Source organism: Streptomyces sp. NPDC059696 (genome assembly GCF_042733745.1).
Classification (GTDB): domain Bacteria; phylum Actinomycetota; class Actinomycetes; order Streptomycetales; family Streptomycetaceae; genus Streptomyces.
The window spans coordinates 22,626-47,410 of record NZ_JBHWFG010000034.1 but is presented as its reverse complement, the minus strand read 5'-3'; the positions used below and the strand labels follow the sequence as shown (position 1 = coordinate 47,410).

Below are 24,785 nucleotides of genomic sequence, written 5' to 3'. Positions count from 1 at the left end.
CGTCTCGGGGCGATGAATTCCCGGCCCGGGCGGTCTGCTGATCGCATCGGTCACAAAAAAAGTTCGAAATATCAGCCAGATCGTGCGACACACCGGCTCAATTGGCAGATGGCCTCACACAAACCCCTCTACGGTGTGAGACGTGAGCAGCAGCGGCCTCATCTACGCAGTCATTGTCGGGGCCTGGGCCGCCTACTTGGTGCCGATGTGGCTCCGTAGGCAGGACGAGCTGAACGAGGCCCGTCCGACGGAACGCTTCAGCACCGCCATCCGGCTGCTGTCCGGACGGGCGGGGATGGAGCGCCGGTACGCCAAGGACCTGCGGGCGCGCTCCACCGACGAGGGGGAGCAGGGCGCCGACCACCCGGATGCCGTCACCGACTCGGTGGACGTCCGGGCCTTCGCGGTGTCCAAGACCCGTCCGCAGACCCAGGTACCCGTACCGTCACCCGCCCCGGAGGAGCCGGCCCGTCCCGCGGCACCCGAACCGCAGGCCCGGCAGTCGCCCGCGCCCGACGCGGCACGCGCCGGGCGCCCCCGGGAACGGGTCCCCGCCGCCCGCCGCAACGCCTCGGCGCAGGCGAACCAGGCGGCCGCGGCACGAGCCCGGCGCTCGAAGGTGCTCGCGCGCCGCCGGCGCACCACCATCATGCTGTTCCTCGCCTTCACCCTCGGCGCGATCGTCGCCGCGGTCGGGGGACTCGCCTTCCTGTGGGCGCCGGGCGTGCCCGCGATCATGCTCAGCGTCTACATCGCCTATCTGCGCTCCCAGGAGCGCCGCCGCTTCGCCTACCAGATGGACCGCCGCATGGCCGAGGCGGCGGCCCAGCGCCTGCGCGAGCGGCAGCGCCAGCCGCGGCGGCGCGCCCTGGCCGACGAGGAGCACGACGAACCGGAGGAGGGGTCCGAGCCGGTGACCGACCCCGGCCTGTCGGCCCTCGCCGCAGACCGGCGCGCCCTCGTCGAGCAGACCGACCACGCGGAGTGGGTCGACCAGCAGCGCGAGCGCCGGAGGCGGCCCGGGCAGGGTGGCGACAGCTGGGACCCGGTGCCGGTGCCGCTGCCCACGTACGTGACGGCCCCGGTCGCCCCGCGCGCCACCAGCGACGTGGACCTCGGCGCCCCCGACACCTGGAGCTCGGCCCGGTCGAGCACGGTGGCCCCGGACGCCGAGAGCGACTCCGGCGCCGCCGACCGCCCGGACGAGCCGCACCCCTCCGCCCAGGACACCGGTGACGCCGAGGGTGACGGACGCACCGACGCCCGTCGCGCGGCCTCCGCCCGGCGGGCCCGGGAGCGCGGCCGCACCCCGCTGTTCGACCAGTACGAGGACGGGGAGCGCCCCCGCGCCGCCAACGAGTAGCACCGCTAAGCCGCAGGTGACCGCCCCTGGGGAACGGATTTCCAAGCAGGCCGATCGGGGTGCTAGAGTTTCACTCGTTGCAAGGGCCTGTGGCGCAGTCCGGTAGCGCACCTCGTTCGCATCGAGGGGGCCAGGGGTTCAAATCCCCTCAGGTCCACGCAGCTCAGAGCCCGGTCGGGAAACCGACCGGGCTCTGACGTATGTTCAGGCCCGGGTGGTCGCTGCGGCCCGGGCCGGGTGACACGGGCCACAGACGGGGCGCTCGCTGAGCCCCCGTCAGCCGGTCGCCCGCAGGTCCTTGGCGAAGCAGCGGCTCGCCTCGTGGAAGCGGTAGTAGCCGAACTTGGTGCACGGCTCGTAGCCGCTGGACGTGTACAGGGCGATGGCCTCGGGCTGCTTGGTGCCGGTCTCCAGGACCATGCGGACGCGGCCGGCCGAGCGGGCGTCCTCCTCCAGGGCGGCCAGGACGCGGCGGGCCAGACCCCGGCCGCGCATGCCGTCGATCACGTACATGCGCTTGAGCTCGGCGTCGCCGTCGAGGTTGCCCTCGCCGTTGGTGTCCTGGGCGCGCCAGCCGCCCGACGCGACGGGCGTGCCGTCCTCGTCGTACGCGATCAGGTAGACGCCGTTCGGCGGGGCGAAGTCGGCGGCGGCCATGGGCGTGGCGTCGCCGTCGTCGCCGTAGCGGACCGCGTACTCGGCCTGGACCTGGTCGTTCAGCTTCATGGCGTCGGGGTGGTCGAAGGAGACCCGGCGTATGTGCATGGTCGCTACCGTATTCGATCCGGAACTGGACCTCGTCCAGTGTGCGGGTATCGTGCCCGGGTGCTCACTGTGACCTCTGTGAATGTGAACGGGCTCCGTGCCGCCGCGAAGAAGGGCTTCGTGGAGTGGCTCGCGGGGACGGATGCCGACGTGCTGTGCCTCCAGGAGGTGCGGGCCGAGCCGGAACAGCTGCCGGAGCACGTCCGCACGCCCGGGGGATGGCACGTGGTGCACGCGCCGGCCGCCGCCAAGGGCCGGGCCGGGGTGTCCCTGTACAGCCGCCGTGAGCCCGACCGGGTGCGGATCGGGTTCGGCTCGGAGGAGTTCGACGGCAGCGGTCGGTACGTGGAGATCGACCTGCCGGGAGTCACCGTCGCCTCCCTCTACCTGCCCTCCGGTGAGGTCGGCACCGAGCGGCAGGACGAGAAGGAACGCTTCATGGGCGAGTTCCTCGCCCACCTGAAGGAGCTGCGGGAGCGGGCCGCCGCCGAGGGCCGCGAGGTGCTCGTCTGCGGCGACTGGAACATCGCCCACCAGCGGGCCGACCTGAAGAACTGGCGCGGCAACCAGAAGAGCTCCGGCTTCCTGCCCGAGGAGCGGGAGTGGCTGACCCGCGTCTTCGACCCGGCCGACGGCGGATACGTCGACGTCGTCCGCACCCTGCACCCGGACACCGAGGGGCCGTACTCGTGGTGGTCGTACCGGGGGCGTGCGTTCGAGCGGGATACGGGTTGGAGGATCGATCTCGCCGTCGCGACCACCGGGCTTGCCGAGAGGGCGGTCAAGGCGTTTGTGGAGCGGGCCGCCAGCCATGACAAGCGGTGGTCGGATCACGCTCCCGTGACGGTCGTCTTCGAGATGTGACACGGGTAGGGGTGCGCCGACCCATGGCGCACCCCAGGTGCCGTGAAACGGGTCAGGTACGTGAGCCGACGGTGAAGGTCAGGCGGGAGGTATCGGGCCCGGCCAGTCGCTCCCGTCCGCCGCCCGACCGGCCCTTGGCGACTGTGACGCGAACGCCGTCCCTGAGAAGCTGCCCTCGAGTCACCTCACCGTCCGTGGCGAAAGCCTCGCGGTAGCGGTCGGTGGTGAACTCGTCGAGCCAGCTGGCGCGGATGGAAGCGGGAGCGGAGCACGTCGTGCCGCGGGCAGAGGCGCGGCAGACGTAGTCGCCGTACGCATACGCCTTCCGTGTGGCGAAGTACATGCGGCCACCGCACCCGGTGCAGTGCGCGACCCCGATGAGCAGCGACGTCTCCCGGCGCTTGGGATGGGTGCCGTTCGAGCGGGCATCGAGGGTGGCCTGGAGCGCCTGGAACTCCTCCTCGGTGAGCGGCGGGGGGCCGATCAGAACGGGTGAGCCGTCAGCGTCACGGACAGTCTCTCCCTTGTGCTGCCGGGGCCTTTCGATCTCACTGTCGGAGTGGGAACACCGTTGCGTGGGCGTTTGCATGCAACGTGCCTCGATCGGGGGAATGACGCAGTGCGCGGGGGAGGGTTACCGGCGCTCGCCTCGGACGTCAGCCCTGCCGGGTCATCCTCCGGTCCAGCGCCAGGGACAGTTCCGCCTCCACGACGCTGCGGGCCAGGGGGCGCAGGCGGGGGAGGTCTTCGGGGGTGGCGTGGTGGAGGACCAGGGTGGTGAAGAGGTCGGCCAGGGCGTCGGCGTGGGTGCGGACCTGGGCTGCCGCGCGCAGGACCTCCGCGAGGGGGATGCCCTCGTGGACGAGAGCCGACGAGACGTCCAGCAGGCGGCGGCTGATGTGGACGATCTCCTCGCCGTCGGTGCCGAGGTAGCCGAGTTCCATGGCGGCGGCGAGGTTCTCCGGTGTGGCCTCGCCCGCGAAGTGGTCGGCGAGTTCCTCGGGGGTGAGGTGGACCGGCTCCTCCTCGGTGGGGCCGCCGACGCCGAGCAGGTCGCCGACGTCCCGGCCGTGGTCGAACGCCTCGGCCAGTTCCGCGATGCCGTTGAGGGTGTGGCCGCGTTCCAGCAGGGCGGTGATCGTGCGCAGCCGGGCCAGGTGGTGGTCGTCGTACCAGGCGATGCGGCCTTCGCGGCGGGGTGGTGGGATCAGTTTGCGCTCGCGGTAGAAGCGCAGGGTGCGCACCGTGATCCCGGCGAGGCGGGCCAGCTCTTCCATGCGGTATTCACGCTTCTCGGCCACCTGGGCACCTTAAGGCGTACTGCGGGTAACTTCCTTGTCCCGCCCCCTACCCATCAGTACGTCGCTGCCCTACGCTCCCATTGCGCCAGTGTTCACTGGCACGGTTCTCGTGGTGTGTGGAGGTGTCGGCGTGGGCGAGCGTGAACACGAGCATGTGCGGGTCGCGGTGGTCGGGTCCGGTTTCGGCGGGCTGGGGGCGGCCGTGCGGCTGCGCCGCGAGGGTGTCACCGACTTCGTCGTCCTGGAGCGGGCGAGCAGTGTCGGCGGCACCTGGCGGGACAACAGCTACCCGGGATGCCGGTGCGACGTGCCGTCGCACCTCTACTCCTTCTCCTTCGCCCCGCACCCCGACTGGCCGCGCACCTTCTCGGGGCAGGAGCACATCCGCGCCTATCTGGAGCACGTGACGGACGTGTTCCGGCTGCGGCCGCACCTCCGCTTCGACTCGGAGGTGAAGCGGATGACCTGGAACGGCGAGCGGCTGTGCTGGGACATCGAGACCAGCAGCGGGAACCTGTCGGCGGACCTGGTCGTGTCGGCCACGGGCCCGCTGTCCGACCCGAAGGTGCCCGACATTCCCGGGCTGGAGTCCTTCCCGGGCAAGGTGTTCCACTCGGCCCGCTGGGACCACGACTACGACCTGCGCGGCAAGCGCGTGGCGATGGTGGGCACCGGTGCCTCGGCCGCGCAGATCGTGCCGGCGATCCAGCCCGACGTCTCGCGGCTCACCCTGTTCCAGCGCACCCCGCCCTGGGTCATGCCCCGTGTCGACCGGAACATCAGCGGCGCCGAGCGGTGGCTGCACCGGCAGCTGCCCTTCACCGCGCAGCTCAGGCGCGGACTGCTGTGGGGCATCCGCGAGGTGCAGGTCCAGGCGTTCACCAAGCACCCCGGGCAGCTCGGGTTCGTCGAGGACCTGGCCCGGCGCAACATGGCCCGCGCCATCAAGGACCCGGCCCTGCGGGCGAAGCTCACTCCGGACTACCGCATCGGCTGCAAGCGGATCCTGCTGTCCAGCGACTACTACCCGGCGCTCGCCCAGCCGAATGTGGACGTCGTCGCGAGCGGGCTGACCGAGGTCCGCGGCTCGACCCTGGTCGCCGCCGACGGCAGTGAGGCCGAGGTGGACGCGATCGTCTTCGGCACCGGCTTCCACGTCACCGACATGCCCATCGCCGAGCGGGTGGTGGGCGCCGACGGGCGGACCCTGGCCGAGACGTGGAAGGGCGGCATGGAGGCCCTGCGCGGCGCCTCCGCGGCCGGTTTCCCCAACTGGATGACGATCATCGGGCCCAACACCGGCCTCGGGAACTCCTCGATGATCCTGATGATCGAGTCCCAGCTGAACTACCTCGCCGACTACGTCCGTCAGCTCGACGTCCTCGGGGGCCGGGTCGCCCTGGACGCCCGCCCGGACGCCGTGAGCGCCTGGAACCAGAGGGTGCAGGAGCGCATGAGGCGCACCGTGTGGAACACCGGCGGCTGCACCAGCTGGTACCTCGACGCGAGCGGCCGCAACACCACCATCTGGCCCGGTACGACCGGGGAGTTCCGGCGGGCCACGCGGCGGGTGGACCTCGCCGAGTACGACGTCCTGCGGGCGCCCGCGGCGACGAAGAACTCCGCCGCGGAGAAGGCGGGGGTGGACGCGTGAGCCGCCTTCTGCTCCCCCGGGCTCGCGGCTTCGCCCGAGCAGGGGGGACCCCGGTCGACGCCGGGCCCTACGCCCCGCCCGCCCCGGCGCGCGAACTGACCGCCGTCTCCGCCGACGGCGCCCGCCTGCACGTGGAGGTCCACGGGCCGCAGGGCGCGCCCGCGGTCGTCCTCGCCCACGGCTGGACCTGTTCCACCGCCTTCTGGGCGGCGCAGATCCGTGACCTCTCCGCCGACCACCGGGTCATCGCCTACGACCAGCGCGGGCACGGCCGCAGCCCCGTGAGCCTGGCATGCAGCGCCGACGCGCTCGCCGACGATCTGGAAGCCGTCCTCACGGCCACCCTCGCGCCCGGTGAACAGGCCGTGATCGCGGGGCACTCCATGGGCGGCATGACGGTGATGGCGGCCTCCGGGAGGGCGGCCTTCCGGGAGCACGCGGCCGCCGTCCTGTTGTGCAGCACGGGCAGTTCGCAGCTGGTGGCGGCCTCCACCGTCGTACCGATGCGGGCCGGGCGGGTGCGCACCTGGCTGACCCGGCGGATCCTCGGCTCCCGCGCCCCGCTCGGGCCGGTCACGCCACTGGCCCGCCGGATCCTCAAGTACGGGACGATGGGCACCGGTTCGGCGCCGCACATGGTCGAGGCGTGCGCCCGGATCGTGCACGCCTGCCCCCGCGCGGTGCGCCACGCCTGGTCCCAGGTGCTGGACCTGCTGGACCTCGACCACGGCGTGCGGGAGCTGGACGTGCCCACGGCCGTGATCGTCGGTACGGCGGACCGGCTGACGCCGCCGGTGCACGCGCGGGCCCTGGCCGCCGCGCTGCCGCGGTGCACCGGGATCACCGAGCTGCCCGGCATCGGCCACATGACGCCCGTCGAGGCGCCCGACCTGGTCGGCCGCACCATCAGGGAACTCGTCCACGCACACATCAAGGTCGTAACCGAGGAGAGCGCATGAGCAGGGTGAGCCTCGAGGGCAAGGTCGCCGTGGTGACCGGGGCGGCGCGCGGCGTCGGGGAGTTGCTGGCCCGCAAGCTCTCCGCGCGCGGGGTGAAGGTGGCGCTGGTCGGCCTGGAGCCGGACGCGCTCAAGCAGGTCTCCGCGCGGCTGCACAGCGACAGCGACCACTGGCACGCCGACGTCACCGACCACGAGGCGATGGTCCGCGTCGCGGGTGAGGTCGAGGAGCGTTTCGGCCGGGTCGACATCGTCGTCGCCAACGCCGGGGTGGCCACCGGCGGGCCGTTCGCGGACTCCGACCCGGAGTCGTGGCGGCGGGTCATCGAGGTCAACCTGATCGGTTCGGCGGTCACCGCCCGCGCTTTCCTGCCGCTGCTGACGCGCAGCCGGGGCTATCTGCTGCAGATCGCGTCCCTCGCCGCGATCACGCCGGCACCGATGATGACCGCGTACTGCGCGTCCAAGTCGGGCGTGGAGGCGTACGCGCACAGCCTGCGGGCCGAAGTCGGGCACCGGGGCGTGAAGGTGGGCGTCGGGTACCTGTCGTGGACCGACACCGACATGGTGCGCGGGGCCGACCAGGACGACGTGATGCGGGAGTTGAGGCAGCGGCTGCCCTGGCCGTCCAACAAGACCTACCCGCTGGGGCCGGCCGTGGACCGGCTCGTGGAGGGGATCGAGCGGCGGTCGAGCCATGTGTACGGGCAGTGGTGGCTGCGCGGGATGCAGGGGGTGCGGGGTTATCTGCCCGCCGTCATCGGGACGGTGGGCCAGCGTGAGATGCGGCGGTTCGCGGACCGGCTGACGGGCATGCGCACGGGCCTGGTCGGGGCCGGTGGGGCGGCCGACGAACAGCAGCGGACTACGCTCCGTGAGTGATCGACATGCGCAGTGTCACGACCCGTGTGAATCTGATCGAGCCAGATCCCCTCACCCCCAACGGGAGTGAACCCACATGGGTATGAAGGACCAGTTCCAGGAGAAGTCCGAGCAGTGGCAGAACCAGGCTCGCCAGAAGGCGGACCAGGCTCGCGAGCAGATGCAGGGCCGGGGCCGCCGGCGCGACGAGGACATGGACCCCTCGCAGCCGCAGCGCGACCGTGAGCGCTCGGAGCCGCAGCGCGACCGTGAGCGTGAGCGTGACGAGGACCGCTTCGACCAGGACTTCGACGCCTGACGTTGCGTGACGCAGGGAAGGGGCTCCCCCGAGCGGGGCGCCCCTTTCCCCTTGTGCGGCTTCGCCTTGTGCGGCTTCGCCTTGTGCGGCTTCGCCTTGTGCGGCTTCGCCTTGTGCGGCTTCGCCTTGTGCGGCTTCGCCTTGTGCAGCTTCCCCGTGTGCGGCTTCCCCTTGTGCTGCGCCCCTTTCCCTTGGCGCCGAGCGGCTTTCCCCTGGTGCCGACCGGGTGTTTCAGGCCCTGGGCGGCAGCTTCGGGCGGGAGCGGTCCGGTACGTCGCTGTAGGTCGGCGGCGTCGCCGGCGGGTCGGTCTCCAGCAGCCCGACCGCGAGCTCCACCGCGTCGGCCAGCTGGGCGTGCCGTCCCTCGGCCCAGTCCAGCGGGGTGCGCAGGACGTCGATGTCCGGTTCGACGCCCTTGTTCTCCACCGACCAGCCGTAGGCGTCGAACCAGGCCGCGTTCATCGGCACCGTGATCACCGTGCCGTCGCCCAGTTCGTGGCGGCCGGTCATGCCGACCACGCCGCCCCAGGTGCGCTGGCCCACGACCGGGCCGAGCTTCAGCAGCTTGAACGCGGCGGTGATCATGTCGCCGTCGGAGGAGGTCGCCTCGTCCGCCAGTGCCACGAGGGGGCCGCGCGGCGCGTTCGAGGGGTAGGACACCGGCTGGGCGTCGCGGGTCAGGTCCCAGCCGATGATCGTCCGGCTCAGTGTCTCGACGACGAGTTCGCTGATGTGGCCGCCCGCGTTGCCGCGCACGTCCACGATCAGCGCGGGGCGGGACACCTCCATGCGCAGGTCGCGGTTGAACTGCGCCCAGCCCGAACCCCCCATGTCGGGGATGTGCAGGTAGCCGCAGCGGCCGCCGCTCAACTCGCGTACGACGGTGCGGCGTTTGGCGACCCAGTCCTGGTAGCGCAGGGGCCGTTCGTCGACCAGCGGGACGACGGCGACCCGCCGGGCCGGGCCCCCGCCCTCCGTCGCGTCCCCGGCTGGTGCGAAGGTCAGTTCCACGGTCGTGCCGCCCGCGCCGGCCAGCAGGGGGTACGGGCCGGTGTCGGGGTCCACCGGGCGGCCGTCGACATGGGTGAGGACCGCGCCCTCCCGGATGCCGGTGCCGGCCAGTGGGGAGCGGGCCTTGGAGTCGGAGGAGTCGCCGGGCAGGATCCGCTTGACCACCCAGCCGCCGTCCCGGCGTACGAAGTTGGCGCCCAGCAGGCCCTGCCTTCGCTGGTAGTGGGGCGGCCCCTCGTTGCGCCGGGCGGCGGTGACGTAGGCGTGGGAGGTGCCCAGTTCGCCGAGGACCTCGCGCAGCAGGTCGGCGAACTCGTCCGGGGAGGCGACGCGTTCGACCAGCGGGCGGTACTGGTCCAGCACCGCGCCCCAGTCGACGCCGCACATGCCCGGGTCCCAGAAGTAGGCCCGGATCAGCCGCCCGGCCTCCTCGTACGACTGCCGCCACTCCGCCGCCGGGTCGACGGTGTGCAGGATGCGGCGTGCGTCGATCCACACCGTGGAGTCGCTGTCGCCCTGTTCGTTGGCCGGCACCGCGCGCAGTTCGCCCTCGTCGACGATCACCAGCCGGCTGCCGTCGCCGCTGACGGCGAACCAGTCGAGGTGCTGGGCGAGTTCGGTCTTCCGGGCCTTGGTGACGGAGAAGTGCTCCAGGGTGGGCCGGCCGCTGGTGTCGTCCGGGTTGGCGAAGGTCTCGCCGAGGGCGCCCGAGATCGGCCAGCGCAGCCACACCAGTCCGCCGCCCGCGACCGGGCGCAGCGCCGAGTACTTGGAGGCGGCCACCGGGAAGGGCGTGACGCGGCTTTCCAGCCCCTCGACCTCGACGGTCACGGCCCCGCTGTCACCGTTGCCGTTGTCCTCGGCCGGGTCCAGGCCCCCGGCGGCCGGGCGGCCCTCGGGGTTCACGGCGAACGGGGAGGGCGTCGCGGAGGACAGCGGCACGAGGTAGGGGCGGCAGCCCAGCGGGAAGGACAGGTCGCCGGTGTGCACGTCGTAGACGGGGTCGAAGCCGCGCCAGGACAGGAAGGCGAGGTAGCGGCCGTCGCGGGTGAAGACCGGGTTCTCGTCCTCGAAGCGTCCGTTGGTGACATCGACGACCAGCCGGTCGGCGAGCCGGGCCATCTTGATCTGCCGCAGCGTCCGCCCGATGCCCGGGTGGGACCAGGCGAGCCATGCCCCGTCCGGCGAGAACGCGAGATCGCGCACGGGGCCGTTGATCGACCGGATCAGCTCGGTGACCTCGCCGCCGGAGTCCTCCGTGACGTCGACCAGGAGGAGCCGGCCGTCGTGCGAGGCGACCGCGAGCCGTTCGCCCTCCGGGTCCGAGACCAGCTCGTGCACGCGGCCCAGCGCGCCCGGTGCCAGGCGCCGGGGTGCCCGTTCGCCGGATGCCCGGGGCAGTGCGGCGATCTCGATCGCGTCCTCGCCCTCGGCGTCGGTCACGTAGGCCACCCGTCCGCCGGCGCCGAGCATCTCGGGCAGCCGCACCCGGACGCCGGGGGTGTCGGTGAGGGTGCGGGCCGGGCCGTCCCGGTGGGTCAGCCAGTACAGGCTGCCGCGCACGACGACGGCACTGGCCCGCCCGGTCTCGTCGACGGAGAGCCCGTCGACGTGCCGGGACGCCGCCACCTGGTACGGGCGCCGCCCCGCCCGCGCCCCGCTCAGCCGTACGTCCAGCCGGCGCGGCTCGGAGTCCGGGGACAGGTCGTCGACGATCCACAGGTCGCCGGCGCACTGGTACACCACCCGTGTGCCGTCGCTGGCGGCGTGCCGGGCGTAGAAGGCGTCGTGGTCGGTGTGCCGGCGCAGGCCGGAGCCGTCGTAGGCGCAGGAGTAGAGGTTCGCGACGCCCTCGTGGTCGGAGAGGAAGGCGATGCGGCCGCCGACGAACATGGGGGAGTGCAGATGGCCGCCCAGACCCTCCAGCAGCCGTTCGCCGTGCAGCCAGAGCCTGCCGGTGGCGCCGCCGCGGTAGCGCTTCCAGGCGGCCGGTTCGTGCGGTGGGGTGCCGGTGAGGAGGAGGGATCTGCGTTCCCCGTCCACGTCGGCGACCTGGATGTCGGAGACCGGCCCCCAGGGCAGTTTGCGGCCCGGGTCGCCGGTCGGGGCGACCTTGTAGGCCCAGGTGAAGAAGGAGAACGGCTCGCCGTGTGAGGCCACGGCCAGGATCTCGCCGTCCGGGGTCCAGCCACAGACCCGGGTGTCGGCGCTGCCCCAGTGGGTCACCTGGCGGCCCGGGCCGCCGTCCACCGGGACGACGTGGACCTCGGGCACCAGGCTGCGCCAGCTCGTGTACGCGAGCCGGCGGCCGTCGGGCGAGAAGCGGGGGTGGCCGAGCTTGGTGCGGTCGACGGTGAGCCGCCAGGCGCGGCCGGGGGCGTCGAGCGGGGCGAGCCAGAGGTCGTCCTCGGCCACGAAGCACAGCAGGTCGTCATGGAGGTGCGGCAGACGCAGATAGGTCACGTCCTCATGCTTTGCCGGGGGACGTAGCCGGGCAACTCAGGACGGAAGTCCGGCCGCGACCGGCCGTGACCGGCCGTGACCCACGACACGTACGAAACGGTTTCGTTTTCTTAGGAGGTGCGCTATCTTCGTGACGTACGAAACCGTGTCGTTCGGAAGCAGGAGGGTGAGAGGGATGGCCGAGGTCGCCGCCGCGCGTCGCAGCCGGATCACCCCCGAGCGTGAGGCCGAGCTCTACACGGCCGTGCTCGACCTGCTCCGCGAAGTCGGCTACGACGCCCTCACCATGGACGCCGTGGCCGCCCGCACCCGGTCCAGCAAGGCCACGCTCTACCGCCAGTGGGGCGGCAAGCCGGAGCTGGTGGCGAAGGCGATCCGGCACAACAAGCCGGGCAGCATCGCCGACATCGACACCGGGTCCCTGCGGGGCGACCTGCACGCCCTCACCTCCCGTGAGGACGACTGCACCATGCAGCAGAACGCCGCGCTGATGCGGGGCCTGTTCATGGCGGTGCACGCCAATCCGGACCTCCTCCAGGCATTCAAGGAACTCCTCGTGGAGCCGGAGATGGAGGAGTTCCAGCGGGTGGTGCAGCGGGCCGTCGACCGAGGCGAGGTCCGCGCCGACTCCCCGGCGCTGGGCTACGTCATGCACATGCTCATCGGCGCGTTCGCGACGCGCACGCTGATCGACGACCAGCCGCCGACACAACAGTTCCTCATCTCGTACATCGACGCCGTGGTCCTCCCCGCCCTCGGCGTGCCCACCGAGTAGTCCCCCTCAGCCAGCCCCTTCCTGACGTATCCGCTCACGTCGTCGGGCCGATCACCCCTGCCCTGAACACCCCACGACTGACCGGGAGTACGCCCTCGTGGCCACTTTCCTCTACAAACTCGGCCGGCTCTCGTTCCGGCGGCGGCACCTCGTCGCCCTGATATGGGTCGCACTGCTGACCCTCGCCGGTGTCGGCGCGGCCAGTGCCCCCGCCGCGGGCAACAGCTCGTTCTCCATCCCCGGCACCGAGGCCCAGAAGGCCTTCGACCTGCTGGAGCAGCGCTTCCCCGGCACCAGCGCCGACGGCGCCACCGCCCGCGTCGTCTTCAAGGCGCCGAGCGGCGAGAAGATGACCGACCCCGGCAACAAGGCGACGGTCCAGGACACCGTGAAGGAGCTGTCCGACGGCTCCGAGGTCGTCGGCGTCACCGACCCGTACCGGGCGAAGGCCGTCAGCAAGGACGGCACCATCGCCTACGCGCAGGTGACGTACAAGGTCTCCGGCATGGAGCTGGACGACGCCGCGAAGGACGCCCTGGAGGACAGCGCGCAGGACGCGCGGACGTCCGGGCTGACCGTCGAGATCGGCGGTGACGCCCTCCAGGCCGTCCCGCACACCGGCTCCAGCGAGGTCATCGGCATCGCGGTCGCCGCGGTCGTCCTCGTCATCACCTTCGGCTCGCTGGTCGCGGCCGGGCTGCCGCTGCTGACGGCGCTCATCGGCGTGGGCATCGGCGTCTCCGCGATCACCGGCCTGGCCAGTGCGCTGGACCTGGGCACGACCACCTCCACCCTGGCGATGATGATCGGCCTGGCCGTCGGCATCGACTACGCGCTGTTCATCGTCTCCCGCTACCGCGCCGAACTGGCCGAGGGCCGCGAGCGCGAGGAGGCGGCGGGACGGGCCGTCGGCACGGCGGGATCCGCGGTGGTCTTCGCGGGTCTGACCGTGGTGATCGCCCTGGTGGGCCTGTCCGTCGTCAACATCCCGATGCTGACCAAGATGGGCATCGCGGCGGCGGGCACCGTGGCCATCGCGGTGCTGATCGCCCTGACGATGATCCCGGCCCTGCTCGGCTACGCGGGCCGCAGGGTGAAGCCGATGGGGGAGAAGGGCAAGCTCCTCGGCCGGGCCTCCCGGCAGAAGCCGCAGCGCCCCAACCTGGGCACCCGCTGGGCGAGCTTCGTCGTCCGCCGCCCTCTCGCGGTGCTGCTGCTCGGCGTCATCGGGCTCGGCGCGGCGGCCGTCCCGGCGGCCTCGCTCGAACTGGGGCTGCCCGACGACGGCTCCCAGCCCACCTCCACCACCCAGCGCCGCGCCTACGACCTGCTCTCCGAGGGGTTCGGGCCGGGCTTCAACGGCCCGCTGATGGTCGTCGTCGACGCCAAGGGAAGCGACGACCCGAAGGCGGCCTTCGCCGAGACCGGCGACGAGATCAAGGGCCTGAAGGACGTCGTCACGGTCACGCCGGCGCAGCCCAACAAAGCCGGCGACACCGCCACCATCACCGTCATCCCCGGCTCCAAGCCCTCCTCCGCCACGACGGAGAACCTGGTGCACGGCATCCGGGACGCGGGCGCCGGCATCAAGGCCGACACCGACGCGAACGTCCTGGTCACCGGCAGCACGGCGATGAACATCGACGTCAGCGAGAAGCTCAACGACGCCCTGGTGCCGTACCTGGTGCTGGTGGTCGGCCTGGCCTTCCTGCTGCTGATCGTGGTCTTCCGCTCGATCCTGGTCCCGCTGAAGGCGGCCCTCGGCTTCCTGCTGTCGGTGATGGCGGCCCTCGGCGCGGTCGTCGCGGTCTTCCAGTGGGGCTGGCTGTCGGAGCTCATGGGAGTCGAGCAGACCGGTCCGGTCATGTCGATGATGCCGATCTTCATGGTCGGCGTGGTCTTCGGACTGGCGATGGACTACGAGGTGTTCCTCGTGACCCGGATGCGCGAGGCCTACGTCCACGGTGAGAAGCCCGCCCAGGCCGTCGTCACCGGGTTCCGGCACGGCGCCCGGGTCGTCACCGCCGCCGCGGTCATCATGATGGCGGTCTTCGCCGGCTTCATCGGCTCCTCCGAGTCGATGGTCAAGATGATCGGCTTCGGCCTCGCGATCGCGGTGTTCTTCGACGCGTTCATCGTCCGCATGGCCATCGTCCCGGCCGTCCTGGCCCTCCTCGGCCGCAAGGCCTGGTGGCTGCCGAGGTGGCTCGACCGCGCGCTGCCCAACGTCGACGTGGAGGGCGAGGGCCTGCGCGCCGCCTCCGGCGACGACGGCGACAGGGAACTGGCCCGCGTCTGACAGCGGGTGAGCAACCGGCCCGTGAGGGCGCACCGTGGGACGGTGCGCCCTCACGGGCCTTTCACCCGGGCACGTCGACTTCCGCCCACACCGTCTTGCGCGGGTGCGGCCCCGGTGTCACACCCCAGCGTCCGGCGAGGGCGGCCACGAGGAGAAGACCCCGACCGGTGGTGGCGTCCGGGTCAGGTCGGGTGAGACGGGGAAGCCGGTCACCGCGCGTGTCCGTGACCTCGATGCGGAGCGTGCCGCCCACGACGTAGAGCGTCAGCCGGAAGTCCCGGCCGGGGACGCGCCCGTGGGTGGCGGCATTGGCCGCGAGCTCGGCGACGATCTGCTCGGCAGGGTCCGACGGCACTCCCCACGAACGGAGTTGCTCCGTGGCGAGCAGCCGGGCGAGCCGCGCGCCCCGGGGCGTGGGGGAGAGCAGCAGGCTGAGGTTGCGGATGGTGGTCTCCTGGTCCATGTGACTCAGCGTGGCCGACTCCGCGTACCGTGACGGGCCACAGCGGGTGCGCGTACCGCTACTGTCCGGAGCTTGTCTCGTGCTGTCCCGGCTGTCCCGGTCGTTGTACGGGTACGGCTGCGCGATGGAGGTGGGGCATGAACGAGGCTGTCGACGAGGCCGGCTGGGATGTCGAGCCGGGCGACGAGATCGAGCCGCTGGTCCAGGCGGTGGGGAAGCTGCTGAAGGTGTGCCGGGAGGCGGCGGGGATGCGCGTCGCCGAGCTGGGCGAGGTGCTCGGCTACGGCGAGGACATGATCCGCAAGATGGAACGGGGGGCGCGGATTCCCCGGCCGGAGTACCTGGACAGGGCGGACCGGGTGCTGAACGCCCAGGGGCATCTGCGGGCCTTCACGAAGGACATGGAGAGGGCCCGGTATCCGAAGAGGGTGCGGGAGCTGGCGCAGCTGGAGGAGCGGGCGGTGGAGATGTTGCTCTACAGCCACCACAACATCCACGGACTGCTCCAGACGCCGGAGTACGCGAGGGCGTTGTTCGAAATGCACCAGCCCGCTTACTCGCAGAGCGCGGTCGAGCGGGGTGTGGCCGCGCGTGTGGCCCGGAAGTCGGTCTTCGAGCGGGAGCCCGCTCCCACGCTCAGTTTCGTCCAGGAGCAGGTGACGCTGGAGCGCCCGCACGGTGGGAGAATGGTCCTGCGCCGACAGCTCGAACACCTGCTGGAGGTAGGGCAGTTGCGGAACGTCATGCTCCAGGTCATGCCGACCGACCGTGAGGAGCACGCGGGAATCCAAGGCTTGATCGAGGTGCTGAAGTTCGCCGACGGCACGGCGGTCGGACGTTCCGAGGGCGCGTTCAACGGCCGCCCGGTCTCAAGTCCTCGGGATCTGCGCATCCTTGAGATGCGCTATGGAATGATCCGGGCGCAGGCTCTCACGCCGAGGGAGTCGCTGGCCTTCATCGAGCGGCAACTGGGAGAACTATGAGTGTCCCGGAACTCGACTGGTTCAAGAGCAGCTACAGCAGCAGCAGCGACATAAACGACTGCGTAGAGGTCGCCCACACCCCCGCCATGATCCACGTTCGCGATTCCAAGACCCCGGGGACCTCCCACGTGACGGTCGCCTCCGCCACGTGGGAGTCGTTCCTCGCTTACGTCACCGAGTGACGGGCTGCCCTCCTACGCGGCCTGCGGGTGGAGGACCACCTTCGTGTAGCCCTCGACGCGCTTGTCGAACTTCTCGTACGCCGCAGGGGCCTGGTCCAGCGGCAGTTCGTGCGAGACGACGAAGCTGGGCTTCGCGCGATCCTCGATGATCATGTCCCGCAGGTGGCGGTTGTACCGCTTGACGTTGCACTGCCCGGTGCCCATGCGGAGCCCCTTCTCGAAGAGGCGCCCGACGGCGACCATCAGCATGCCCTTCTTGGACTGCTCGTCCGGACCGCCCGGGTCGCTCGGGACGTACAGGCCGGGCACCCCGAGAGCACCGGTCGGCCGGACCGTGTCGACCAGGGAGTTCAGGACGATCGCCGGTTCCTCACGGTCCTCGCCCTGCGCCTGGGCCTGGTAGCCCACGGCGTCGATGCCCTTGTCGGTCCCCTCGCCGTTGGTCTGCTCCTTGATCTGCTCGGCCGGGTTGCCCCGGGTGAAGTCGATCGGGATCGTGCCGATCTCCTCGGCCTTCTGGAGTCGTTCCGCCACCCGGTCGACCACGAACACCTTGCTCGCACCGCGCAGCATCGCGGAGTAGGCCGCCATCAGCCCGACCGGGCCGGCGCCGTAGACGGCGACCGACTCACCGGGGCGCACGTCGGCCAGTTCGTTGCCGTGGTAGCCCGTCGGGAAGATGTCCGCGAGCAGGACGAAATCGGTCTCCTTCTCGGTGCCCTCCGGGAGCTTGAGGCAGTTGAAGTCGGCGTACGGGACCCGTATGTACTCCGCCTGGCCTCCGGTGTAGGGCCCCATCGCGACGTAGCCGTAGGCGCCGCCGGCGAAGCCCGGGTTCACCGTCAGGCAGAAGCCCGTGAAGCCCGCCGAACAGTTCTTGCAGAACCCGCAGGCCACGTTGAACGGCATGACGACCCGGTCGCCCTTGCTGAGGCTGGTGACCCCCTCTCCTGTCTCCTCGATCACTCCTAGGTTCTCGTGGCCGAACACGATGCCCGGCTCCGCGGCCGTGCGGCCCTCGTACATGTGCAGGTCGGAGCCGCAGATGGCCGTTGACGTGACCCGGACGAGCACATCGTTCGGGTGCTGGATGCGTGGATCCTCCACTTGCTCGATCGCTACCTCGAAGGGCCCCTTGTATACGACAGCCCTCATCGTCAAGCACCTCCGTCTGTGCCGTGGCTCATATACCAGGCTGGTGCATGATGAGAGGATTTGCATCTATAGGAGAAAGGAAGTAGCGCTTTGTCTCATCGCATCGGCACCCTTCTCGTGGCGGTCTCCGGACTGTCCGGCACCACCTATCCGGTCGGGACCCGCGTGGCCATCCGGGGCAACGGCGGATCCGTCGACGGCTTCGTCGACGGCGACTGGCTGCCGCTCGCCTGGTGGGAGTTCGCAGACGTCCGGCCGGAGGACGCCACCAGCTGAAACGGCCTCGCGTGTGCTCTACACGTACCGTTAGCGTGCAGGGCATGACGACGACAGCCGCCACTGACGCCGAGGGCTCCGGAGCCCACCCCCGATTCGCCGAGGCCCTGCGCGAGCTCGGTCTCGGACACCTCGTACCGCAGGTCCGCCGCTTCCCCGACGCCACCCGTACCGCCGCCGAGGCCGCCGCCGCCGTGGGGTGCGAGCTGAGCCAGATCTGCAAGTCGCTGATCTTCGCCGCGGACGGTGTGCCGGTACTCGTGCTGATGGACGGCGCCTCCCGCGTCGACCTCGAACTCGTCCGCGAGGAGCTGGGCGCCGCCAAGGTCACCCGGGCCAAGGTGGACGTCGTGCGGGAGACCACCGGGTACGCCATCGGAGGCGTGCCCCCCTTCGGGCACAACACCAGGACCCGGGTGCTCGCCGACCGCTCTCTGCTGCGGCACGACGTCGTCTGGGCCGCCGCCGGTACGCCCCACACCGTGTTCCCCCTGGCCCCCAGGGACCTCGTCGCTCACGCCGACGCCACGCTGGTGGACGTGCGCGAGCACACCTCGTGACCCCGCTGGTCACCGCCGCCGTCCTGCTCGCCGCCGTCACCCACGCCAGCTGGAACGCCATCGCCCACAAGATCACCGACAAGACGGCCGGGTTCGCGCTGATCTCGGGCGGCGGCCTGGTGATCGGTCTCGCCATGGCGCCCTTCGTGGCATTCCCGGCGGCCGGGGCGTGGCCCTGCCTGCTGGGCTCCGCAGCCGTCCACATCGCCTACTACGCCCTGCTGATGACGTCCTTCCGGCTGGGGGACTTCGGGCAGGCCTACCCCATCGCCCGGGGCACCGCGCCGCTCGTCGTGACCCTGCTCGCCGCCCTCTTCGCACACGAGGTGCCCGACGGGTGGGCCGCCGCCGGGATCGCCGTGTCCTGCGCGGGTCGCCCTGTGGGGGCTGCGCGGACGGCGGCCCGACTGGGCGGCGATCGGAGCGGCCCTGGCGACCGGGCTGACCATCGCGGTCTACACCGTCGTCGACGGACTGGGCGTGCGGGCCTCCGGCTCGTCCCTCGGGTACATCGCCTGGCTGATGGCGGTGCAGGGGGTGGTCATCCCCGCGTACGTCGTCTGGCGCCGGCGCGGGGAGACCGTCGCGCTCCTGCGACCCTTCGCCGGGATCGGGCTGATCGGCGCCGCGCTGTCCGTCGCCGCCTACGCCCTCGTCCTGTGGGCGCAGACCAAGGCCGAACTCGCCCCGATCGCGGCGCTGCGCGAGTCGTCGATCATCGTGGGCGCGGCGATCGGGGCCGTGTTCTTCAAGGAGCGGTTCGGCGCGCCGAGGATCGCGGCGGCGGGGCTGCTGGTCCTCGGGATCGGGCTGATGCTGCACACCGGATAGGGCCCCGCCAGGCGGGTGCGTCCGGCCGGTGCGAGGAGCACCCTGGAACTAAGCGTTCCGGAGGTGATCGTCATGATGCACACCACCGTGGGGTGGCACGTCGAGATGGAGTTCACGGAGGACGACCAGCACACGAAGGCGGCCGCGATGGTCCGCCTGCCCGACGGCAGCGAGGTACGGGCGCACGGGCACGCCAGCCGGCACCGGACCGACGCGAATCAGCCGCGGGTCGGGGAGGAGATCGCCGGTGCGAGGGCGCTGAACGAACTGGCCATGCAACTGCTGACCAAAGCCCACGAGGAGATCGACCAGGCCTCCGGGCGGACCTCGCACCCCATCCACGTCTAGACGCCTCTAGAGGCCCAGGACTCCTCGCACCGCCCGCACCAGCCCCTGCGCCCGCGGGTCCGCCGTCACCGTCTTGCGGAAGCCGTTGGTGACGTAGCCGAAGGCGATCCCGGTCTCCGGGTCGGCGAACCCGAGGGCGCCGCCGCGGCCGGGGTGGCCGAAGGAACCCGGGGTGAGGAACGGCGAGGCGGTGCCGTGCAGCATGTAGCCGAGGCCGAAGCGGGTGCCGACCACCAGGACCCGGTCCGGACCCGCCGACTCCTCGGCCCGGGCCAGTTCCACCGTCTCCGGCGTGAAGAGGCGGGTGGCGCCGGCCGTGTCGCCGATCAGCGCCGCGTAGAAGCGGGCGAGCCCGTCCGCCGTCGCGATGGCGTTCGTCGCGGGGAGGGCGGCGGCCCGGTAGGCGGGGTCGTTCTGGTCGGGGAACGGGGAGATCGCGGCGAACGCCCGGCGCGTGAGGGAGGCCGGATCCTCGTAGGCCTCGGTGACCGAGCGCTTCGGGCGGGCCCGCAGTCCGCCGGCCGGCTCGGCTCCCTCGACGCGGCCCACGCGCCCGACCCGGCCGGCCTCCGACTCCGGCAGACCGAGCCAGAGGTCCAGCCCGAGGGGGCCGGTGACCTGCGAGGCGAGCCACTCCCCGGTGCTCTGCCCGGTCACGCGCCGCACCAGTTCGTCGACCAGCCAGCCGTAGGTGAGCGCGTGGTAGCCGTGGTCGGTGCCGGGCTCCCAGACCGGGGCCTGCGCGGCGACCGCCTCCGGGCCCCGCAGCGGGTCGAGTGCCTCCCGCGGGGTCAGCGGCCGGTCGAGCACCGGCAGCCCGGCACGGTGGTTCAGCACGTGCCGGACCAGCACCCGCTCCTTGCCCCGGGCCTTGAACTCCGGCCAGTAGTGCCCCACCGGCGCGTTCAGGTCCAGTTGTCCGCGCTGGTGCAGCAGCAGGAGGACGGCCGCGGCGACACCCTTCGTCGCCGAGCGCACGACCTGGGCGGTGCCGCGCTCCCAGGGAGCCGTGCCGTCGACGTCCCTGGTGCCGGCCCACAGATCGACGACCTGGTGCCCGTCCCGGTAGACGGCGACCGCCGCGCCCCGGTCCCCGAGTGTCTCGAAGTTCCGTACGAACGCTTCCCTGACCGGCTCGAAGCCCTCGGCGACTGTGCCGTTCACGTCCACGTCCGTACTCCTCCTCCTGCCGGGCAGTTCCCCTCTAGCCAAGCAGGATGCTCACGTCGATGTTCCCGCGGGTCGCGTTCGAGTACGGGCACACCTCGTGGGCCGCGTCCACCAGCCGGGTCGCGAGCTCCGCGTCGACGACCGGCAGCGAGACGGTGAGGGCGACCGCGAGACCGTAGCCGCGCTGCCGGTTCGGGCCGATGCCGACCTTCGCGGCGACCGTGGAACCGGTCAGGTCGTAGCCCTCGCGGTTGCCGACGAGGATCAGGGCGTTGTGGAAGCAGGCGCTGTAACCGGCCGCGAAGAGCTGTTCCGGGTTGGTGCCGTCGCCGTCACCGCCGAGCTGCGGGGGCATCGCGACCTTGAGGTCGAGCCGGCCGTCCTGACTGGTCACATAGCCCTCACGGCCGCCGTGGGCGGTGGCCTCCGCCACGTACATGATCTTCGTCGGGCGGGTGTCGACGTCGGGGCCGTCGGTCATGCTGTCCTCCCCCGGAACCAAGTGCGCACAAACACATCGTGCACAAGGTACTGGCCGGTAACCGTCCTGTCATGACCAGGGGGTGGCAACCGGGGGTAACCCTCAGCGGGCCCGGGCCGCCGCCGACTCCGCCCGCTCGGCCAGCCGCCACAGCTCCGCACGCAGCCGCCCGGCCTCCGTCCCGTCGAAGCCGGTCGCCGTGAGCAACGCGCCGGGCACCCGGGCCGCCCGCTCCCGGAGTTCCTCCCCGCGTCCGGTCACGGCCACCAGCACCGACCGCTCGTCGCGCGCGGACCGCTCACGCCGGACCAGACCGGCCGCCTCCAGCCGCTTCAGCAGCGGCGAGACCGTGCCGTAGTCCAGGCGCAGGGCCGCGGCCAGGTCCTTGACCGTGATCTCGCCGCGCTCCCACAGGACCAGCAGGACCAGGTACTGGGGATAGGTGAGGCCCAGCTCGTCGAGGAGCGGGCGGTAGGCCGCCGTCACCGCGCGCTGCGCGGCGTACAGCGCGAAGCACAGCTGCTCGTCCAGCAGCAGCGATCCGTCGCTCTCCTCGTTCGTCACGCGCCCATTGTCACGGACGGGCCCCGGCCGCCGGAACGGAACGCGGATCGAAACCGAACGGCAGCTCCAGACGGTGGGCCCGCATCAGCTCCTCGTCGGACAGCAGCTCGCCGGTCGGCCCGTCGGCCGCGATCACCCCGTCGCTGAGGACCAGGGAGCGCGGGCACAGCTCCAGGGCGTAGGGAAGGTCGTGCGTGACCATCAGCACGGTCACGTCCAGGGAGCGCAGGATGTCCGCCAGTTCGCGGCGGGAGGCCGGGTCGAGGTTGGAGGAGGGCTCGTCCAGGACGAGGATCTCCGGCTCCATCGCCAGCACGGTCGCGACGGCCACCCGGCGGCGCTGCCCGAAGGACAGATGGTGCGGCGGGCGGTCCTTGAACTCCGCCATGCCGACCCGCTCCAGCGCCCGCCGCACCCGCTCCTCCAGCTCGGGCCCCTTCAGCCCGGCCGCCGCGGGCCCGAACGCCACGTCCTCGCGGACCGTCGGCATGAAGAGCTGGTCGTCCGGGTCCTGGAAGACGATGCCGACCCGGCGCCTGATCTCGGCCATGTTCCGCTTGTCCACGGGCAGCCCGGCCACCGTCACCGTGCCGGCGCCGCCGGTCAGGATGCCGTTGAGGTGCAAGACCAGGGTCGTCTTGCCGGCGCCGTTCGGCCCGAGCAGCGCGACCCGCTCACCGCGCGCGACCGAGAAGTCGACGCCGAAGAGGGCCTGGTGTCCGTCGGGGTAGGCGAAGGCGAGGCCGGAGACCTCCAGAGAAGCAGTCACAGGGTCCATCCCAGCAGACAGACGAGCAGAGCGGCGCAGGGGAGGGCGAGGGCGTACGACCACTGCGCCCGGGACGCGGTCACCTCGTCGATGACCGGCATGGAACCGGCGTAGCCGCGGCTGACCATGGCCAGGTGCACGCGCTCGCCGCGCTCGTAGGAGCGGATGAACAGCGCGCCCGCCGACTTGGCGAGCACGCCCCAGTGCTTGACGCCCTTCGCCTCGAAGCCGCGGGATTCCCGGGCGATCCGCATCCGCCGCATCTCGTCGGTGATGACGTCGCCGTAGCGGATCATGAAGGACGCGATCTGCACGAGGAGCGGCGGGAGCTTCAGCCGCTGGAGGCCGAGGAGCAGTTCGCGCAGCTCGGTGGTGGCGGCCAGCAGCACCGAGGCGGCGACGCCGAGCGTGCCCTTGGCGAGCACGTTCCAGGCGCCCCACAGGCCGTTCACGCTCAGGGACAGGCCGAGGACCTCGACCCGCTCGCCCTCCGCCACGAACGGCATGAGCACCGCGAACGCGACGAACGGCACCTCGATCAGCAGCCGCCTCAGCAGGAAGCCGGCGGGCACGCGCGCGGCGTACGCGACGGCCCCGAGCAGCAGGGCGTACAGCCCGAACGCCCACATCGCCTCGCGCGGCGTCGACACCACGACCACCACGAAGGCGAACACCGCCGCGAGCTTGGTGTGCGGCGGCAGGCCGTGCACGGGCGAGTGCCCGTGCCGGTACAGCTTGTGCGCGTGCCCGGCTCCCACGTCAGACGCTCGTCAGGTTCGTGGTGTCCGACGGGGAGGTGCCGTCCGTGCGGCGGCGGCGCACCGCCCAGAACACACCGGTGCCCGCGACGACCGTGACCCCCACGCCGATGACACCGGCCAGCCCCCCGGACAGGCGGGCGTCGTCGACGTCCTTGACGCCGTAGTCGGCGAGCGGCGAGTCGGCCGTGGCGTGCTCCTCGGCCTTCTTGTCGATGCCGTGGTCGCCGGCGACCTTCTCCAGGCCGTCGGGGTCGGCCGAGGCGTAGAAGCTGACGAAGCCGGCCAGCACCAGGGAGGTGACCAGGCCGGCGGCCCACACCTTTCGCTGCGAGGTCCGGGCGGCCACCGGCGCGGGCTCGGGCTCGGCGCCGGGCGCGTCGACCAGTTCGCCGTTCACCCGCAGCTTGAGCTTCTGCGTCAGACCGCGCGCCCCGTACACCAGGTCCGGGCGCACCGCGATGACCGCGCCGACGGTCAGCGCGGTGATAGCGGCCTCTCCGATGCCGATGAGGACGTGCACGCCGACCATGGCGGTGGCGACCTTGCCGATCGAGACGTCGGTGGTGCCGCCGATCGCGTACATCAGGGTGAAGGCCAGGGCGGCGGCCGGGACGGAGACCAGGGCGGCGACGAAGGAGGCCACGGTCACCGTCCGGCGGGTGCGGGGCAGCACCTTCACCAGGCCGCGGAAGAGGGCGTAGGCGACGACCGTCGTGACGATCGCCATGTTGGTGATGTTGACGCCGAGCGCGGTCAGACCGCCGTCCGCGAAGAGGATGCCCTGCATCAGCAGGACGACGGAGACGCACAGCACCCCCGTGTAGGGGCCGACGAGTATCGCCGCCAGCGCGCCGCCGAGCAGATGGCCGCTGGTGCCCGCCGCGACGGGGAAGTTCAGCATCTGCACGGCGAAGATGAACGCCGCGACGAGTCCGGCCAGCGGCGCCGTGCGCTCGTCGAGTTCGCGGCGCGCGCCGCGCAGGCTCACGGCGACGGCGCCCGCGGCGATCACACCGGTGGCGGCGGAGGTGGGCGCGTTGATGAATCCGTCAGGTACATGCACCACTCGATGATGTGGCTTGATGCGAACGGTTTGCAAGAGCGTGCAGCTCGTTTTATCTCACCCGTGATATATACGCCTCAGCGGGCGCAATCCGGAAAATATGCGACATTGGAGAGGGAGTGGACGGAGAGTTTCCACTCGCACTGCGCACGGTGAAGGGGCTGTCCGATGTCCGTAGTCGAGCAGTACGCGCGAGCCCACATCGTCTCGGACGCGGCCGTCCCCCTCGTCGACGAGCTGGAGGCGGTTCCGGTCAGACTGCGCTACGACCCGGACCACGACCCGCGCAAGGTGCGCATGACGCTGCCCGGGACCCAGGGGGGCGAGTGGACCTTCGGCCGCGAGCTGCTGGAGGAGGGGCTGCGCGCCCCCGCCGGGAGCGGCGAGGTGCGGGTGTGGCCCTGCGGCCGGGTGCAGGTCGTGGTGGAGTTCCACTCCGCGCGGGGCGTGTCGGTGGTGCAGTTCGAGCGGCAGGCGCTGCTGCGGTTCCTGCGGCGGACGTACACGGCCGCCGCGGAACCCGTCACCCATTGAGCCCTCGGCCTG

At 71.6% G+C, this 24,785-nt stretch carries 26 protein-coding genes, 1 tRNA gene and 1 pseudogene; 16 read left to right on the top strand and 12 right to left on the bottom strand.

All coding sequences use genetic code 11. The annotated features are described in order from the left end of the window. Positions 1–142: 142 nt before the first annotated feature. Both glpR and ACFV20_RS29745 read left to right on the top strand, forming a co-directional pair. Positions 143–1,363 carry a gephyrin-like molybdotransferase receptor GlpR gene (gene glpR / locus ACFV20_RS29750; protein ID WP_385662054.1) on the top strand — a complete coding sequence of 407 codons (1,221 nt, stop codon included), beginning with the start codon at positions 143–145 and terminating at the stop codon, positions 1,361–1,363. 83 nt (positions 1,364–1,446) lie between these two features. After that, positions 1,447–1,520 (top strand) — tRNA-Ala (locus ACFV20_RS29745). A 119-nt stretch (positions 1,521–1,639) separates the two neighbouring features. On the opposite strand, the gene ACFV20_RS29740 is transcribed toward ACFV20_RS29745, so the two are convergent. After that, a complete protein-coding gene (locus tag ACFV20_RS29740; protein WP_385662051.1) occupies positions 1,640–2,128 on the bottom strand; it encodes a GNAT family N-acetyltransferase in 489 nt (162 codons plus the stop codon). A 60-nt stretch (positions 2,129–2,188) separates the two neighbouring features. On the opposite strand from ACFV20_RS29740, the gene ACFV20_RS29735 reads away from it, so the two are divergent. Then, on the top strand, positions 2,189–2,992 hold the full coding sequence (locus ACFV20_RS29735) for an exodeoxyribonuclease III (protein WP_385662050.1): 804 nt from the start codon (positions 2,189–2,191) through the stop codon (positions 2,990–2,992). A gap of 52 nt (positions 2,993–3,044) precedes the next feature. Here ACFV20_RS29735 and ACFV20_RS29730 read toward each other — a convergent pair whose 3' ends face one another. Then, a complete protein-coding gene (locus ACFV20_RS29730; protein ID WP_385662047.1) occupies positions 3,045–3,581 on the bottom strand; it encodes a zinc ribbon domain-containing protein in 537 nt (178 codons plus the stop codon). A 67-nt stretch (positions 3,582–3,648) separates the two neighbouring features. Next, positions 3,649–4,293, bottom strand: a complete 645-nt coding sequence (locus tag ACFV20_RS29725; RefSeq protein WP_385662044.1) for a MerR family transcriptional regulator — start codon at positions 4,291–4,293, stop codon at positions 3,649–3,651. Between the two features lie 130 nt (positions 4,294–4,423). Between ACFV20_RS29725 and ACFV20_RS29720 the strand changes: the two genes are divergently transcribed. The 4 genes from ACFV20_RS29720 to ACFV20_RS29705 all read left to right on the top strand — a co-directional run bounded on the left by ACFV20_RS29720 (position 4,424) and on the right by ACFV20_RS29705 (position 8,085). Next, positions 4,424–5,947: a flavin-containing monooxygenase gene (locus ACFV20_RS29720; protein ID WP_385662041.1), complete on the top strand. Its 1,524-nt coding sequence runs from the start codon at positions 4,424–4,426 to the stop codon at positions 5,945–5,947. Then, the gene (locus ACFV20_RS29715; RefSeq protein ID WP_385662039.1) at positions 5,944–6,906 is read left to right on the top strand and encodes an alpha/beta fold hydrolase; all 963 of its coding nucleotides are present in this window, start codon (positions 5,944–5,946) and stop codon (positions 6,904–6,906) included. The genes ACFV20_RS29720 and ACFV20_RS29715 overlap by 4 nt, the downstream gene beginning before the upstream one ends. Beyond that, positions 6,903–7,787 carry an SDR family oxidoreductase gene (locus tag ACFV20_RS29710; protein WP_385662037.1) on the top strand — a complete coding sequence of 295 codons (885 nt, stop codon included), beginning with the start codon at positions 6,903–6,905 and terminating at the stop codon, positions 7,785–7,787. The genes ACFV20_RS29715 and ACFV20_RS29710 overlap by 4 nt, the downstream gene beginning before the upstream one ends. Positions 7,788–7,863: 76 nt before the next feature. Then, on the top strand, positions 7,864–8,085 hold the full coding sequence (locus ACFV20_RS29705; protein ID WP_352097187.1) for a hypothetical protein: 222 nt from the start codon (positions 7,864–7,866) through the stop codon (positions 8,083–8,085). A gap of 231 nt (positions 8,086–8,316) precedes the next feature. Here the strand turns inward: ACFV20_RS29705 and ACFV20_RS29700 are convergent, their stop codons facing one another. Next, positions 8,317–11,559, bottom strand: coding sequence for a S41 family peptidase (locus ACFV20_RS29700; RefSeq protein WP_385662033.1), 3,243 nt, complete (start codon positions 11,557–11,559; stop codon positions 8,317–8,319). Between the two features lie 175 nt (positions 11,560–11,734). Between ACFV20_RS29700 and ACFV20_RS29695 the strand changes: the two genes are divergently transcribed. Further along, complete coding sequence (locus ACFV20_RS29695) at positions 11,735–12,334, top strand: TetR/AcrR family transcriptional regulator (RefSeq protein ID WP_385662030.1); 600 nt, start codon at positions 11,735–11,737, stop codon at positions 12,332–12,334. Positions 12,335–12,431: 97 nt separating this feature from the next. Further along, a complete protein-coding gene (locus ACFV20_RS29690; protein ID WP_385662027.1) occupies positions 12,432–14,633 on the top strand; it encodes an MMPL family transporter in 2,202 nt (733 codons plus the stop codon). Between the two features lie 61 nt (positions 14,634–14,694). Here ACFV20_RS29690 and ACFV20_RS29685 read toward each other — a convergent pair whose 3' ends face one another. Beyond that, positions 14,695–15,096, bottom strand: a complete 402-nt coding sequence (locus ACFV20_RS29685; protein WP_385662024.1) for an ATP-binding protein — start codon at positions 15,094–15,096, stop codon at positions 14,695–14,697. Between the two features lie 137 nt (positions 15,097–15,233). Here ACFV20_RS29685 and ACFV20_RS29680 point away from each other — a divergent pair, with 137 nt between their 5' ends. Next, the gene (locus ACFV20_RS29680; RefSeq protein WP_385662021.1) at positions 15,234–16,079 is read left to right on the top strand and encodes a helix-turn-helix domain-containing protein; all 846 of its coding nucleotides are present in this window, start codon (positions 15,234–15,236) and stop codon (positions 16,077–16,079) included. Then, positions 16,076–16,261, top strand: coding sequence for a DUF397 domain-containing protein (locus ACFV20_RS29675; RefSeq protein ID WP_385662018.1), 186 nt, complete (start codon positions 16,076–16,078; stop codon positions 16,259–16,261). The genes ACFV20_RS29680 and ACFV20_RS29675 overlap by 4 nt, the downstream gene beginning before the upstream one ends. 12 nt (positions 16,262–16,273) lie before the next feature. Here the strand turns inward: ACFV20_RS29675 and ACFV20_RS29670 are convergent, their stop codons facing one another. Next, a complete protein-coding gene (locus ACFV20_RS29670; RefSeq protein ID WP_385662015.1) occupies positions 16,274–17,416 on the bottom strand; it encodes a glutathione-independent formaldehyde dehydrogenase in 1,143 nt (380 codons plus the stop codon). Between the two features lie 90 nt (positions 17,417–17,506). Between ACFV20_RS29670 and ACFV20_RS29665 the strand changes: the two genes are divergently transcribed. From ACFV20_RS29665 to ACFV20_RS29650, 4 genes and pseudogenes are all read left to right on the top strand, one after another. Further along, positions 17,507–17,692 (top strand): hypothetical protein, encoded by a 186-nt coding sequence (locus ACFV20_RS29665; RefSeq protein WP_385662012.1) that lies wholly within the window; start codon positions 17,507–17,509, stop codon positions 17,690–17,692. A 44-nt stretch (positions 17,693–17,736) separates the two neighbouring features. Further along, positions 17,737–18,252 carry a YbaK/EbsC family protein gene (locus ACFV20_RS29660; protein ID WP_385662009.1) on the top strand — a complete coding sequence of 172 codons (516 nt, stop codon included), beginning with the start codon at positions 17,737–17,739 and terminating at the stop codon, positions 18,250–18,252. After that, positions 18,249–19,083 (top strand): annotated as a pseudogene (locus tag ACFV20_RS29655) (EamA family transporter). The gene ACFV20_RS29660 and the pseudogene ACFV20_RS29655 overlap by 4 nt, the downstream one beginning before the upstream one ends. Positions 19,084–19,155: 72 nt before the next feature. Further along, positions 19,156–19,431: a DUF1876 domain-containing protein gene (locus ACFV20_RS29650; RefSeq protein ID WP_234847895.1), complete on the top strand. Its 276-nt coding sequence runs from the start codon at positions 19,156–19,158 to the stop codon at positions 19,429–19,431. Positions 19,432–19,437: 6 nt separating this feature from the next. On the opposite strand, the gene ACFV20_RS29645 is transcribed toward ACFV20_RS29650, so the two are convergent. The 6 genes from ACFV20_RS29645 to ACFV20_RS29620 all read right to left on the bottom strand — a co-directional run bounded on the left by ACFV20_RS29645 (position 19,438) and on the right by ACFV20_RS29620 (position 24,239). Then, a complete protein-coding gene (locus tag ACFV20_RS29645) occupies positions 19,438–20,601 on the bottom strand; it encodes a serine hydrolase domain-containing protein (protein ID WP_385662005.1) in 1,164 nt (387 codons plus the stop codon). Positions 20,602–20,635: 34 nt separating this feature from the next. Then, entirely contained in the window at positions 20,636–21,082 is a 447-nt protein-coding gene (locus ACFV20_RS29640; protein ID WP_385662002.1) for an organic hydroperoxide resistance protein, read from the bottom strand. Between the two features lie 102 nt (positions 21,083–21,184). Then, the gene (locus tag ACFV20_RS29635; RefSeq protein ID WP_385661999.1) at positions 21,185–21,646 is read right to left on the bottom strand and encodes a MarR family winged helix-turn-helix transcriptional regulator; all 462 of its coding nucleotides are present in this window, start codon (positions 21,644–21,646) and stop codon (positions 21,185–21,187) included. A gap of 10 nt (positions 21,647–21,656) precedes the next feature. Beyond that, a complete protein-coding gene (locus ACFV20_RS29630; protein WP_385661996.1) occupies positions 21,657–22,424 on the bottom strand; it encodes an energy-coupling factor ABC transporter ATP-binding protein in 768 nt (255 codons plus the stop codon). Continuing rightward, positions 22,412–23,173 (bottom strand): cobalt ECF transporter T component CbiQ, encoded by a 762-nt coding sequence (gene cbiQ / locus ACFV20_RS29625; protein WP_385661993.1) that lies wholly within the window; start codon positions 23,171–23,173, stop codon positions 22,412–22,414. Before cbiQ ends, ACFV20_RS29630 begins: the two co-directional genes overlap by 13 nt. Position 23,174: 1 nt before the next feature. Next, positions 23,175–24,239 carry an energy-coupling factor ABC transporter permease gene (locus ACFV20_RS29620; RefSeq protein ID WP_385661990.1) on the bottom strand — a complete coding sequence of 355 codons (1,065 nt, stop codon included), beginning with the start codon at positions 24,237–24,239 and terminating at the stop codon, positions 23,175–23,177. Positions 24,240–24,407: 168 nt separating this feature from the next. On the opposite strand from ACFV20_RS29620, the gene ACFV20_RS29615 reads away from it, so the two are divergent. After that, positions 24,408–24,773 (top strand): SsgA family sporulation/cell division regulator, encoded by a 366-nt coding sequence (locus tag ACFV20_RS29615; protein WP_385661988.1) that lies wholly within the window; start codon positions 24,408–24,410, stop codon positions 24,771–24,773. The last annotated feature ends 12 nt before the right edge of the window (positions 24,774–24,785 follow it).